At 55.4% G+C, this 12758-nt stretch carries 14 protein-coding genes and 1 pseudogene; 12 read left to right on the top strand and 3 right to left on the bottom strand.

Annotated elements, in window-relative coordinates; all coding sequences use genetic code 11:
* The first annotated feature begins 15 nt into the window (after positions 1-15).
* From ftsY to ylqF, 10 genes are all read left to right on the top strand, one after another.
* Complete coding sequence (gene ftsY / locus WMW72_RS29335; protein WP_341419141.1) at positions 16-1011, top strand: signal recognition particle-docking protein FtsY; 996 nt, start codon at positions 16-18, stop codon at positions 1009-1011.
* Between the two features lie 141 nt (positions 1012-1152).
* Positions 1153-1503 carry a putative DNA-binding protein gene (locus tag WMW72_RS29340; protein ID WP_341419142.1) on the top strand — a complete coding sequence of 117 codons (351 nt, stop codon included), beginning with the start codon at positions 1153-1155 and terminating at the stop codon, positions 1501-1503.
* A gap of 37 nt (positions 1504-1540) precedes the next feature.
* The gene (gene ffh, locus WMW72_RS29345; RefSeq protein ID WP_341419143.1) at positions 1541-2908 is read left to right on the top strand and encodes a signal recognition particle protein; all 1368 of its coding nucleotides are present in this window, start codon (positions 1541-1543) and stop codon (positions 2906-2908) included.
* Between the two features lie 79 nt (positions 2909-2987).
* Positions 2988-3260: a 30S ribosomal protein S16 gene (gene rpsP / locus WMW72_RS29350; protein ID WP_341419144.1), complete on the top strand. Its 273-nt coding sequence runs from the start codon at positions 2988-2990 to the stop codon at positions 3258-3260.
* A 28-nt stretch (positions 3261-3288) separates the two neighbouring features.
* Positions 3289-3519 carry a KH domain-containing protein gene (locus WMW72_RS29355; RefSeq protein ID WP_341419145.1) on the top strand — a complete coding sequence of 77 codons (231 nt, stop codon included), beginning with the start codon at positions 3289-3291 and terminating at the stop codon, positions 3517-3519.
* A gap of 69 nt (positions 3520-3588) precedes the next feature.
* Positions 3589-4113, top strand: coding sequence for a ribosome maturation factor RimM (gene rimM, locus WMW72_RS29360; protein WP_341419146.1), 525 nt, complete (start codon positions 3589-3591; stop codon positions 4111-4113).
* A complete protein-coding gene (trmD, locus tag WMW72_RS29365) occupies positions 4110-4889 on the top strand; it encodes a tRNA (guanosine(37)-N1)-methyltransferase TrmD (protein ID WP_341419147.1) in 780 nt (259 codons plus the stop codon). Before rimM ends, trmD begins: the two co-directional genes overlap by 4 nt.
* A gap of 216 nt (positions 4890-5105) precedes the next feature.
* Positions 5106-5447 (top strand): 50S ribosomal protein L19, encoded by a 342-nt coding sequence (rplS, locus tag WMW72_RS29370; protein ID WP_341419148.1) that lies wholly within the window; start codon positions 5106-5108, stop codon positions 5445-5447.
* Positions 5448-5524: 77 nt separating this feature from the next.
* Entirely contained in the window at positions 5525-6115 is a 591-nt protein-coding gene (gene lepB / locus WMW72_RS29375; RefSeq protein ID WP_341419149.1) for a signal peptidase I, read from the top strand.
* Between the two features lie 47 nt (positions 6116-6162).
* Positions 6163-7059, top strand: a complete 897-nt coding sequence (gene ylqF, locus WMW72_RS29380; protein ID WP_341419150.1) for a ribosome biogenesis GTPase YlqF — start codon at positions 6163-6165, stop codon at positions 7057-7059.
* A gap of 105 nt (positions 7060-7164) precedes the next feature.
* Here ylqF and WMW72_RS29385 read toward each other — a convergent pair whose 3' ends face one another.
* From WMW72_RS29385 to WMW72_RS29395, 3 genes are read right to left on the bottom strand one after another with little or no spacing between them, the layout of a single operon-like run.
* Positions 7165-8262: a Ger(x)C family spore germination protein gene (locus WMW72_RS29385; RefSeq protein ID WP_341419151.1), complete on the bottom strand. Its 1098-nt coding sequence runs from the start codon at positions 8260-8262 to the stop codon at positions 7165-7167.
* A complete protein-coding gene (locus tag WMW72_RS29390) occupies positions 8262-9347 on the bottom strand; it encodes a hypothetical protein (protein ID WP_341419152.1) in 1086 nt (361 codons plus the stop codon). The genes WMW72_RS29385 and WMW72_RS29390 overlap by 1 nt, the downstream gene beginning before the upstream one ends.
* Before the next feature lie 18 nt (positions 9348-9365).
* Complete coding sequence (locus WMW72_RS29395; RefSeq protein WP_341419153.1) at positions 9366-10703, bottom strand: spore germination protein; 1338 nt, start codon at positions 10701-10703, stop codon at positions 9366-9368.
* Positions 10704-10899: 196 nt separating this feature from the next.
* Here WMW72_RS29395 and WMW72_RS29400 point away from each other — a divergent pair, with 196 nt between their 5' ends.
* Positions 10900-11517: a ribonuclease HII gene (locus WMW72_RS29400; RefSeq protein ID WP_341419154.1), complete on the top strand. Its 618-nt coding sequence runs from the start codon at positions 10900-10902 to the stop codon at positions 11515-11517.
* Between the two features lie 164 nt (positions 11518-11681).
* Positions 11682-12758, top strand: a pseudogene (locus WMW72_RS29405) (hypothetical protein); the annotation flags it as partial.

Here is a 12758-nt window from a genome sequence, read left to right on the forward strand (position 1 = left end):
GTGGATGATGGCGAAGTGAGTTTTTTTCAACGTCTGAAGGATAGCATATCCTCCAAAGCGGAGGCGGTTACGAGCAAGTTCAAGGAAGGACTTGCGAAGACCCGAGACGTCTTCATTGAGCGTGTGGACGATCTGTTCTCCCGGCGCAAGAAGATTGACGAGGAGTTCTACGAGGAGCTGGAGGAAATTCTGATCGGCGCCGATGTAGGCGTGAACACGGTGCTTAAGCTGATCGAGGAGCTGCGTGCCGAGGTGCGCAAGCGCAAGATCGAAAGCCCAAGCGAGCTGCAGCCGATTCTGTCGGAGAAGATCATTGCGCTGCTCAAAGGCGATGAGCAGACGAGCCTGCGCATGGCGGACAGCGGATTGACCGTTATTCTCTTCGTAGGCGTCAATGGCGTCGGCAAGACAACGACGATCGGCAAGCTGGCGCATCTGCTCAAATCCGAAGGGAAAAAGGTCATGATGGCAGCCGGAGACACCTTCCGCGCCGGAGCGATTGAGCAGCTCGAGGAGTGGGGCCGCCGGGTAGGCGTTGACGTGATCAAGCAGCAGGCAGGCTCTGACCCGGCTGCCGTCATGTTCGACGCGCTGCAGGCAGCCAAGTCAAGAGGCGCAGATGTACTGCTCTGCGACACGGCAGGTCGGCTGCAAAATAAAGTGAACCTGATGGAAGAGCTGAATAAAATCTTCCGCGTCATTCGCCGGGAAGTGCCGGAAGCTCCCCATGAGGTGCTGCTTGTGCTCGATGCAACGACAGGCCAGAATGCTCTGATGCAGGCGAAGCTGTTCGATGAGAAATCCGGACTGACGGGTTTGGTGCTGACCAAGCTCGACGGTACGGCCAAAGGCGGTATTGTTGTGGCCATCCGCCAGGAGCTCAAGCTGCCTGTTAAGTTCGTTGGGCTGGGAGAGAAGATGGACGACCTGCAGCAATTCGACTCCGACCAATTTGTGCATGCTCTGTTCAACAAGTGGGTGGCGGAGGCCGATAAGCAGGAGCAAGGGTAAAGAAAAGACGTGTCTCCGGGCAGCGAGATCCTAAGTTTGAAGGTGACAAGGAGAAAGACTTGACATCCCCTCTTCATTTCAGTATGATAGGTGATGTTGCTTGGGTGTCAAGGGAATTACCTTAACGGAGGGGGTAGCGCGATGACGGAAGAAGGCGTCCTCCAGAAAACAAACCGGATCAATTTGCTGTTTGACTTCTATGAACGGCTGTTGACGGAAAAGCAGCAGACCTTTATGAAGCATTACTTCCACGACGATTATTCGCTCGGCGAAATCGCATCGGAATTTAATATTAGCCGCCAGGCGGTGTATGAGCATATCAAGCGGGCCGAGTCGGTGCTTGAGGAATATGAGTCGAAGCTCCGGCTGCTTGACAAGTATGAGAAGCGGCAGCCATTGCTGCAGAGCCTGACTGCTCTGGCGGGCGAGTTGCCCAGCGGGCAAAGCGAGGCACTAGTCACGCTGGTGGACAGGCTGCAGGCAATCGACTGACGGAAAAAGAAATTTCCCTTGAAAGTGGTGACCGCGGATGGCATTCGAAGGATTATCCAGCCGGCTTCAGAGTGTATTCAGCAAGCTGAGAGGCAAAGGGAAGCTGACCGAGGACGACGTTAACGAAGCGCTCCGCGAAGTGCGTCTGGCACTGCTTGAAGCGGACGTCAACTTTAAAGTCGTCAAGGAATTCGTAGCCAAGGTGAAGGAACGTGCGATCGGCCAGGAAGTGCTGCAAAGCTTCACTCCGGGCATGGTCGTTATCGATATCGTGAATAAAGAGCTGACCGCGCTGATGGGCGGTACGAACAGCAAGCTGGCGAAAGCGAATAAGCCGCCGACAGTCATCATGATGGCGGGACTGCAGGGCGCAGGTAAGACGACGACTACAGGTAAGCTTGCCAAGCTGCTGCAGCAGCAGAATCACCGTCCGCTTCTGGCCGCCGCCGATATCTATCGTCCGGCTGCAATCAAGCAATTGCAGGTGCTCGGCGAGCAGCTCAAGGTTCCGGTGTTCTCTCTGGGTGACCAGGTCAGCCCGGTCGAGATTGCGAAGCAGGCGCTGCAGCAGGCGAAGGATCAGAATCATGACTACCTGATCATTGATACCGCGGGCCGTTTACATATCGACGAAAATCTGATGGATGAGCTGAAGCAGATTGTCGAAGCGGTATCCCCGGATGAAATTCTGCTGGTCGTTGACTCTATGACCGGACAGGATGCCGTCAATGTAGCGGAGAGCTTCCACAAGCAGCTCGAGCTGACGGGTGTCGTGCTGACGAAGCTAGACGGCGACACGCGCGGCGGTGCAGCCTTGTCCGTCAAGGCGGTAACCGGCTGCCCGATCAAGTTCGCGGCGATGGGCGAGAAGATGGATGCGCTCGAGCCATTCCATCCGGAGCGGATGGCTTCCCGGATTCTCGGCATGGGCGACATGCTGACTCTGATCGAGAAGGCGCAGGCCGGTATCGATGCGGACAAGGCGAAAGAGATGGAGCGCAAGCTGCGTCAAGCCGAGTTCACCTTCGACGATTTCCTCGATCAGATGGAGCAGGTCAAGAAGCTCGGACCGCTCGACCAACTGCTGGATATGCTGCCGGGAGCGGGCAAGATCAAGGGCATGAAGGACGTCAAGGTCGACGATAAGCAGATGACGCGCGTAGCTGCGATCGTCAAGTCGATGACCAAGGAAGAGCGGGCCAATCCCGATCTGCTGACTCCAAGCCGTCGCAAGCGTCTAGCAGCAGGCAGCGGCAACTCGGTCCAGGATGTGAACCGGTTCATCAAGCAGTTCGATGAAATGCGCAAGATGATGAAGCAGTTCTCCAGCATGATGGGGCCGAAGGGCGCCAAACAGATGAAGCAGCTCAAGAAAATGGGCCGCGGGATGAAGTTCCCGTTCTAGCTGTTCCGATTCGAGCAGCCCGGCTTTTCTTACCGATAGCATATCCGATGTTTATCTTACTAGGGAGGTGAATTTTAACATGGCAACTCGCATTCGTCTTAAGCGTATGGGTGCTCACAAGGCTCCTTTCTACCGCGTAGTGGTTTCGGACTCCCGTTCCCCACGTGATGGTCGCTTCATTGAAGAAATTGGTACTTACAATCCGGTTGCACAACCAGCCGTTGTAAATATTGATGAAGAGAAAGCGCTGAAATGGCTTCAAACTGGCGCTCAAGCTTCCGATACGGTTCGCAGTCTGTTCAGCAAAGCGGGCATTCTGACGAAATTCCACGAATCCAAACTGCAGAAGTAATCTGTGAGATTGGGAGGGTCCGAACCAAGTGAAAGATCTTGTATCTGTAATTGCCAGGGCGCTCGTCGATCATCCGGAGGATGTGCAGGTGAATATCGTCGAAGATGACCGCAGCATTACGTTCGAGCTGTCCGTTCACCCGGCCGATGTCGGCAAGGTGATCGGTAAGCAGGGGCGCATTGCCAAGGCGCTTCGTACGGTAGTCACCTCTGCTGCAGTGAAAGAATCGAAACGCGTTTCGGTTGAGATCGTATCATAATGGAAAAGATGAGGGTTAGGAGATGCTTCCTAACTCTTTTCTTATTGGCGAGGAGGCTTGGAGGTCCAGATGAGCGAGAAGCTGTACACGGTAGGTAAAATCGTAAATACGCACGGGATCCGGGGCGAGCTGAAGATTGTGTCTGAGACGGATTTTCCGGATGAACGCTTTGCCAAGAACAGCAAGCTGGTGTTTGTCGATCCGAATTCGGGGGCTAGCTTGCCGGTTACTATAGAATCCGCACGTGAGCATAAACAGATGTTCATTATCCGGTTCCATGGCTTTGGCAACATCAATGAGGTGGAGAAGTACAAAGGCTGGCTGTTGAAGGTCGAAGAGCAATATTTGTCGGAGCTGGATAACGACGAGTATTACTATCATGAGATCATCGGCTGTTCGGTAGCTACCGAGGAGGGCGAGGTGCTGGGGGAGATTACAGAAATTTTGTCTCCCGGTGCCAATGATGTGTGGGTCGTTAAGCGCCCCAAGGGCAAGGAGCTGCTGATTCCGTACATCGACGATGTGGTGCTGGATGTCAACGTGCAGGACAAGAAGATCACCGTCCGTCTGATGGAAGGCTTGCTCGATCTATGAGAATCGATGTACTGACGCTGTTCCCGGCTATGTTTGACGGGGTGTTTCAATCCAGTATTCTCGGTAAAGCCAGGGATAAAGGGCTAGTCGAGCTGAATACGGTCAATTTCCGCGACTACTCCAACAACAAGCATAATACGGTCGATGATTACCCCTACGGCGGTGGAGGCGGTATGGTGCTCAAGGCAGAGCCAATCTTCTCCGCCGTGGAAGACATCCAGCCGCTCGATGCGGATACGAAGCCGCGGGTCGTGCTGATGTGTCCCCAAGGGCAGCCCTTCTCGCAGAAAAAGGCGGAGGAGTTATCCGCTGAGAAGCATCTGATCTTCATCTGCGGCCACTATGAGGGCTATGACGAGCGCATCCGCGAGCATCTGGTAACGGATGAGCTGTCAATCGGGGATTATGTGCTGACGGGCGGCGAGCTGCCGGCTATGGTCGTCATTGATAGCGTGGTCCGCCTGCTGCCTGGCGTGCTGGGTAATGAAACGTCGGCGGTGACGGATTCGTTCAGCACCGGACTGCTAGAGTACCCGCATTATACGCGTCCGGCGAAGTTCCGCGAGTGGGAGGTGCCCGAGGTGTTGATCTCGGGCAATCACGCCCATATTGACCAATGGCGCCGGAAGCAATCGCTGTACCGGACCTGGACGAAGCGTCCGGATCTGCTTGTAGGCATGGAGCTGACGGCTCAGGACCGCAAGTGGCTGGCCGAATTCGAGCGCGATGCACAGGTGTCGGCAAGCGGCGATGCGACGCGGGAGGACAGGCTGTAAACGGGCTTTGACCAGCGCTCAAGGGCTGGCTAATGACAGCCCCTCATACATTGGTGAAGCTTGCCAAGTTGATGTTGAGTTTCAATTGGATTTATGCTATGATATTTAGCGTTGTGGCATTTGTCACGAGTACGGTGGTCCTCTGCGCGTGTACTAAACATATTCAGACATCGGGAGAAGCGGCATGAACACCTGTGTGGAAGGAGGAAGTCATTCATGAGTTTGATTCAAGAGATCACTAAGGAACTGCTTCGCAGCGATATTCCTAGCTTTCGCCCTGGCGACACTTTGAAAGTGTATGTTAAGGTTATCGAGGGATCCCGCGAGCGCGTTCAGCTGTTCGAGGGCGTTGTTATCAAGCGTCGCGGCGGCGGCATCAGCGAAACTTTCACAGTAAGAAAAATTTCTTACGGTGTTGGCGTTGAGAGAACGTTCCCGCTGCATACTCCGAAAATTGACAAGATTGAAGTGGCTCGCCGTGGTAAAGTCCGTCGTGCGAAGCTCTACTATCTGCGCGGTCTTCGCGGTAAAGCAGCAAGAATTCAAGAAATCCGATAAGATGAACACCGGGGGCTTGGTTAACAAGCCCCTGTTCGTTTTCTTCAGCACTTTGGCGCGAAGGGTAGGAAAGCTGGATGGAGCAGGAGCAAGAGCAGCAGCAATCCGTAAATAAAGCCAATCCCATCAAGAAAGAGGCTTGGGAGTGGGCGAAGGCGCTGATCATAGCCGCCGCGCTCGTCATCCTGATCCGCTGGCTGATCTGTTCTCCATTCGTGGTGGAAGGTCCGTCGATGGAGCCTAACTTTTATACCGGCGAGAAAATGATCGTGAACAAGATTTTATATAAGTTTGCTAATCCGAAGGCCGGCCAGGTGATTGTCTTCCATGCTCCGGATGGGCGGGATTACATCAAGCGCGTCATTGCACTGCCGGGCGATAAGGTGCGTGTCGAGGGAGATAAAGTGTTTGTGAACGGCACGCAAATCAACGAGACCTATCTGCAATCTGCACTGGAGGAAGCGGCCAAGAAGGGGATTCCTTACAACCGGTTGAATAATTTTGCCGAACAGACTGTTCCAGAAGGCAATCTGTTCGCGATGGGAGACAACCGTTCTAACAGTCTCGACAGCAGAGACAGCCGCGTGGGCTTCGTACCGTTTGAAAAAATCGTAGGAAGAGCGGACGTTATTTATTGGCCGCTCAACAAAATCAGCCTGATCCACTAATGGTGGGTTAGGCTGAATGTCTATTAAAGCGAGGTGACTCATCTCAGATGACCATACAGTGGTTCCCGGGCCATATGACGCGGGCCCGGCGTCAGATTCAAGACAAGCTGAAGCTGATCGATCTGGCGATTGAGCTGCTCGATGCGCGTGTTCCGCTATCGAGCCGCAATCCGATGATCGATGAGATTTTGCAGCATAAGCCCAGGCTGGTTCTGCTGAACAAGAGCGACCTGGCCGATCCGGAAGCTACCAAGCGCTGGATCGAATATTTTGCAGCCCAGGGGCTGCAGGCGCTGCCGATTGACGCGGTGGCGGGCAATCCGTCGCGCGAGATTATCCAGCGGAGCAAGCAGCTGCTGTCCGCCAAGATTGAAGCCCAGCTGCGCAAAGGGATGAAGCCGCGTACACTGCGCGGATTGATCGTTGGGATCCCGAATGTCGGCAAGTCGACGTTGATCAACAAGATGGCCGGACGCAAAATTGCCGCGACCGGCGATAGGCCAGGGGTGACGAAGGGTCAGCAATGGATTAAGGTTGGCACCGAGATGGAGCTGCTGGATACGCCGGGTATTCTATGGCCGAAGTTTGAAGACCAGGTCGTCGGCTACCGTTTGGCCGCTACCGGTGCAATCAAGGAAGAGATTCTACACATCACCGAAATTGCGCTGTTCGCGATGCGTTATCTCGTCGGCAATTATCCGGAAGCCTTGAAGGAACGCTTCTCGCTGGAGTCGCTCCCTCAGGACCCGGAAGACACCGATGCGGTGGTGGCCGTGATGGAAGAGGTAGGCCGCAAGCGGGGAGCTTTGCTCAGCGGGGGACGGGTCGATCTCGAGAAGGCTTCGATCGCCATATTGCGCGAGCTGCGCGCGGGCAAGCTGGGCCGGATCAGCATGGAGCTGCCGGAAGAAGTGCTGGAGTTCCAGGGTACCGATCTGCGTTAGGTTACGACCCGATCCGATCATACAGCCGTCAGCAGAAGTTCGCATAGAAGCAGTCTGAATACGCTACGAAGAGATGCCCCCATTTTGCGGGGCTTTTTTTGTCGTTTACCGGAGGCTGCCGGTACCCTGAAGGGTGACATGTACCCGTACGTCAAAATCGACAACTGGATAGATCGCTTGCCAGTTGCTCCAGTCTTGAGGACTGAAGCTTCTGCCCCGGTACATCAGGCCCAGCCCCAGAGGGTCCAGTCCTTCCTTCTGCAAGAGCTTGAGCAGGTGCAGCGCTTCCTTTCGGATCGAGGCTTCGGCATCCTTCCTGTACAGGTCAAGCTTTTCGCTGCTCAAAGGAGTTTGCGCCTCCTCGATCGTCCCTTCCAGATCCATCTCCACGATAATTTGAGGCTTGGGGGCGTCTGCTTGACCGAACCGGTAACGGGTCCGGGCCACGTCGATATCGACATAGAATCGGTTCTTGCGCGTTGAGACCTGGCTTTCGGCGCGCTCGGCCCGGTTAGACAGGATGTTGTACATGCGTGTCTCTTCGGCGGATAATACAAGCTTCTGTCGGTTTTTGTCGAAGACGGCTGCTTGATTGACACGGAATAGCTTGCCGTCAGAGGAACTCTCGATAATGGGGAGAATGGGGTCCAGTCCGCGCTCGTACAAGCGTTTACGGAAATCAAATAAATACTCGGAGACCACGTAAGACGTTTCCGTTCCTGTTTCCCCGAAGGTTAGAAAGAGGGTATTGGACGGGAGCCTCTCTGACACGGGGCTGGTGCTCAGCACGGAGGCCGCATCAGGTCTGCCGATCCCCATCCAGGCGATCATCTGAATATCTCTTCGCCGGATGAGCCAATCGATCCACTCTCTGATGCTGGTGCTGGCTATCGCTTCACCGACGACAATCATCTTGGCATGACTGAAATCCAGCTCCTTGTCTACTTGGGACTTCAGCAGGCGGACTGCTTCGGCGATCGAATCCCCATCCTCGCGTACGATCATGAAGGCAGATTTGCCGGCTCGGGAGTCGGCCGATGGAACGGCCAGCTTCAGCAGCACGCCGATCTTCTTGCCATCGGTCTGAGGCTTGTCCAGTCCGATGGAGACGACAAAGAAGCGTTTATCGATATCCTTGTAGCCACAGCCTGTCAGCATCAGGATTAAGCAGCAGAGAAGCGGCAAGCAGCGGAGGCTCCGCATCAGGCTTTCCTCCTTCGGGCCATGAAGACCAGTGTCATCACCAGCAGGATCTCGGCCGGCAGTCGGAGCATCATCCAGTGTTCGGCGAAGCGGAAAATTTCATATTCTCGCGTATTTTTTTCAACCAGATAGGTCGTGACCAGGAAGGAAAGCAGTAGGCCGTATGTCAGGTACGTCTGCTTTCGCGGTTTTCGCGGGTTAGGCTTGAACATCGATAGAAACAACTGATGACACACATGCCAGTGAATCAAAATGCTGATGGTCGAGATGGACACGTACAGCAGCAGGAAAACGGAAATCAGCCGCTCAATCGGTCCGTATTGAATCTGGAGCGAGTCGGCTGTGACTACCCAAGGGAACATGTAGTCGTTGACGCCGTCGGCTCCGTGCAGCCCAATAGGAACCGCGACGGAGGTCAGCAGATTGAGCAGGGCGATGATAGGAACGATCCAAAGCTTCCCTAGCGCCACCGGCTTATGAATGAGCTTATTGAATACCACAAGATTCGTATAGCCTGTAAACATAAAGCTCGAGGCGGTAATCGCCTTATAGGAAGGCAGAATGGCCCAGTAAGTCCCTACCTCTAGTACCGAAGACCACATGATATATTCGTTGCGGGTGGCCTGATAAAAGATAATGCCGATGAGTGGCAAATTCAAGATGAGCACGACGCTGACCAGTGCGAGAATTTGCGGGGTTCCGAGAAATAGCATGATCCACAAAATAAAGATGGAAAAAACCAAAATCATAGCGGGTCCCTGAAAGCTGACGTTGATGAACCGGATGGCCATGTTGTTGATGGATAGAAGCGAAATCAAACCGGCCGAGAACCAGGTGACGCATAGTAAGGCAAGAAATGGCAGATGGAACCAGCGGGAAGTCGCAGCTAAAATATCAGGCAGCGTCTGTCCGGGAAATGCGCCGATCGACCGAACGAATAATACCAGCAGGACGGTCCCGACCAGCACCCCGGCGAAAATCGCCATCACGCTGCCCTCAAAGCGTTCGTTGATCAGCATAGTCGGGACGAACACGACGACCTGTACAAGCATGTTGACAAAAAACAAGCTATAGAAAACCTTCACGCGGCTTCAACCTCCTACTCAGAGACGTTCAGGTTTGGGCGGTTTGCCAAAGAGGCGGAAATACGGCTGGCCGAAGCTGTCGAGGTAGATTAAATAGGCGATTAGGCCGAGCATGCCAAGAATAAGTCCGATCAGCCCGAGAACAATCGTCAGGCCGAGAATGATGTATTTGACTACGCGCATGGCGAAGCTCATGGCATTGATCGGGATGACAAAGTTCGAGATCGCGACGGCGGCCACGATAATAATCATGATGTTGGAGACCAGCCCGGCCTCCGTTGCAGCCTGTCCCAGAATCAGCCCGCCTACGGTCGTAGCGGTGGAACCGATGGTTTTGGGCAGGCGGACGCTCGCTTCCGTCAACAGCTCCATCATCAGCAGCATGAACAACACCTCAAGAAAAGCCGGGTAGGGCACACTGACACGGCTGCCCGCAATCGACAGTGCGAGCTGAACCCGGAACAGCTCCGGATTGAAGGCTGTCACCCCGACATAGAGGGCAGGCAGCGTCACGCTGATGAGTAAACCGATGTAGCGGAGCGTCACCAGGAACCGGCTGATCCAATACGAGTGATACAAATCCTCCATCGAGGAAATAAAATCATAGAAAACGGCGGGAACGACCAGCACGAACGGGGTGCCTTGGTCCAGCAGGGCGATTTTTCCTTGAGCGATATTATAGACGGCACGGTCCGGCCTCTCCGTAATCAGCACGGTTGGAAATAACGAACGTTTGGTACGGGTCATCCGATTTTGCAGCTGACCGAGCCCCTGCAGGGCATCATTCTCCACAGCATCCAGCGCCTTGCGGGTTTGCCGCAAGGTCTCGGCAGCTATCTGATCACGGTCGTACACCATCGCGATCGGCGTCTGCGTAAGCCGGCCGATCTGATACAGCTCAATGGTCAGAGAAGCCTGCGGATACCGGCTGCGGAGCAGGCTGATGTTGGTCAGCAGATTTTCGCTGAATGCGTTCTGAGGCCCCTGGATGACCTTCTCCATACTGGCTTCCAGCGGCTGTGAGTTCTCGTGCTTGCCGAAGTCTATCAGATAAATAGCTCCGCACTCCACCGCTACAGCGCCTTGAAGTACCTGCTGGGCCATGTTTTTTTGACCTGAGGGGAAAGCGGGACTGGAGATGGCCTGCAGGTACGCTGTGAATTCGTCAAGGTCAGACACTTGAAAAAACCGGGAGAGCAGCATATCATGTATTTTCTGTTCATCGCAGATCGAACTGAAGTACAGCAGCTTCGCGGAAAAACCCCGGACATGAATCTCGTTGGTCACCAAATCGGCGGGAGTCCCTAGCGCATGGACAAGCTCGTTCCAGTCTTCGGATATCTTCTGTGGTTCCATGAGAAGTGGGTTCGCTCCTTTCCGGTCGCTGCCGCCCAGCCGGACAGATTTCCATATTATGCGTGGCAGCACGTCTGAATATACGGCTTGCTGGCGGGAGAGCCCAGCCGTAGACGATTTTTCCTGCAGGGATGGTCAGGCTGTGCAGCGGTGCGATATAATGAAACCTGATGATGAATACCGGGAGAGATAGCCAGTGAGTGATATTCTTACCTATGAGCGCGGATATTGGGAGCAGGGCAAACGCTGGATTGCGGGAGTCGATGAGGTGGGCCGCGGATGTTTATTCGGGGATGTGGTGGCCGCAGCCGTTATATTGCCGGAAGGTCTCGAGCTGGAAGGGGTTAATGATTCCAAGAAGCTGAGCGAGAAGAAACGGGACACGCTGTTCGAGCTTATTATGGAGCAGGCGCTTGCGGTCGGCGTAGGCATCGTGGATGTGCCGACGATCGAGCGGATCAATATCAAGCAGGCGGCAAGAGCGGCTATGAAGCAGGCGGTAGACCAGTTGCAGGTCCGGCCTGATCTGCTCCTGGTTGATGCAGAGAAGGTGGATACGGACATCGAGCAGCTTGCGTTGATTCATGGAGACGCGCTGAGCCAATCCATTGCAGCCGCCTCGATCATTGCCAAGGTAACACGCGACCGGATGTGTCTGGCCTGGGAGCTGGAATATCCGGGATACGAGATTGCGATACATAAAGGCTATGCAACCCGCGTGCACCGGGAGCGGATCGCAGAGCTTGGAGCCACCCCGCTCCACAGGCGTACGTTCCTGCGCAATATTGTCTACGAGCAGCAGGTGCTGTTTTAGATCGAGTTCAAAAAAGCCGGCGCTTCTGCCGATATATAACGTTACCGGAACAAAGAAAGCCGGCGCGGGATACACGGGCAAACGTCCGCCCGGGTCGGCTTTTCATATAAGCGGCATAGGCCGAGGGTCAAAACGAAGCAGCATGGGAAAGGAGGGGAGCCGCTATGAATATAGGAGGAATAATCCGCGGACTAGTCGGAGATGCGCAAATTCAAGAGCCCAAGACGCTGGAGCTGAAGGTGGGGCAAGTCGTCAAGGGCGTCGTGCAGCAGCAGCTTCCCAATCAGGAGGCACTGGTCAATATAGGGGGCGTGCAGGTACGAGCTCAGCTGGAGACACCGCTCAAGCAGGGCGAGATGACTATGCTGCAGGTACAGCCGGAATCTGCGAACGGGCAGATTGTGTTAAAGCCTCTGCAGGCTTCCCAGGTGCAGATTCCCGATACATCGATGGGAGAAGTGCTCAAAACGCTCGGGATGAGCGATACCCCTGAGAATCGGCAGCTGGTGCAATTGCTGCATCAGAATGGGGTAGCCATAACAAAGGAAAGCGTAAAGGCGTTCACCGATCTGCAGGCTGCTCTAGGTAAATCCATGCCGCAGGCGGAGTGGATGCCGACGGCAGTACTTGCATTTCAGAAGGGTCTGCCGTTGACGCCGGAAACGGTGCTCTCGCTGCGTCAGACGGTGCAGGGTCCGCCGTTTCATCAAGTACTGGATCAGCTGGCAGAGGTACTGAGCCGGGCACAGCAGGGCGGCAAAGAGTTGACGCCGCAGACGCGCGTGCTGCTCGATACGGTGAAGACGCTGCTTGCGCAGGTTCGCGAGGCAGGCGGTCAGCTGACGCAGGCGGGAACAAGCGGAGCTAGTGGAGCGCCAGCGCCGCAGGCAGGCGCAGGTGTCGCTAGCGGAGCGTCAGCGCCGCAGGCAGGCGCAGGTGTCGCTAGCGGAGCGCCAGCGCCGCAGGCAGGCGCAGGTGTCGCTAGCGGAGCGTCAGCGCCGCAGGCAGGCGCAGGTGTCGCTAGCGGAGCGTCAGCGCCGCAGGCGGGTGTTGTTGGCGCAGGCGGAGCGTCAGCGCCGCAGGCGGGTGTTGTTGGCGCAGGCGGAGCGTCAGCGCCGCAGGCAGGCGTGGTGGGGGCAGGCGGAGCGTCAGCGCCGCAGGCGGGTGTTGTTGGCGCAGGCGGAGCGCCAGCGCCGCAGGCGGGCTCTGGTGTCGCTAGCGGAGCGCCAGCGACGCAGGCG

Origin of the sequence: Paenibacillus filicis (assembly GCF_038070315.1) — a bacterium.
Taxonomy (GTDB): Bacteria; Bacillota; Bacilli; order Paenibacillales; family NBRC-103111; genus Paenibacillus_G; species Paenibacillus_G filicis.

What these genes read in the sequence shown, in the direction of transcription:
- WMW72_RS29340 (WP_341419142.1), top strand. Translation starts at nt 1,153, where the DNA reads ATGACGGAAGAAGGCGTCCTCCAGAAAACAAACCGGATCAATTTGCTG.
- WMW72_RS29395 (WP_341419153.1), bottom strand. Translation starts at nt 10,703, where the DNA reads ATGGAACCACAGAAGATATCCGAAGACTGGAACGAGCTTGTCCATGCG.
- rpsP (WP_341419144.1), top strand. Translation starts at nt 2,988, where the DNA reads ATGGCAACTCGCATTCGTCTTAAGCGTATGGGTGCTCACAAGGCTCCT.
- rplS (WP_341419148.1), top strand. Translation starts at nt 5,106, where the DNA reads ATGAGTTTGATTCAAGAGATCACTAAGGAACTGCTTCGCAGCGATATT.
- rimM (WP_341419146.1), top strand. Translation starts at nt 3,589, where the DNA reads ATGAGCGAGAAGCTGTACACGGTAGGTAAAATCGTAAATACGCACGGG.
- lepB (WP_341419149.1), top strand. Translation starts at nt 5,525, where the DNA reads ATGGAGCAGGAGCAAGAGCAGCAGCAATCCGTAAATAAAGCCAATCCC.
- ylqF (WP_341419150.1), top strand. Translation starts at nt 6,163, where the DNA reads ATGACCATACAGTGGTTCCCGGGCCATATGACGCGGGCCCGGCGTCAG.
- WMW72_RS29385 (WP_341419151.1), bottom strand. Translation starts at nt 8,262, where the DNA reads ATGCGGAGCCTCCGCTGCTTGCCGCTTCTCTGCTGCTTAATCCTGATG.
- ffh (WP_341419143.1), top strand. Translation starts at nt 1,541, where the DNA reads ATGGCATTCGAAGGATTATCCAGCCGGCTTCAGAGTGTATTCAGCAAG.
- trmD (WP_341419147.1), top strand. Translation starts at nt 4,110, where the DNA reads ATGAGAATCGATGTACTGACGCTGTTCCCGGCTATGTTTGACGGGGTG.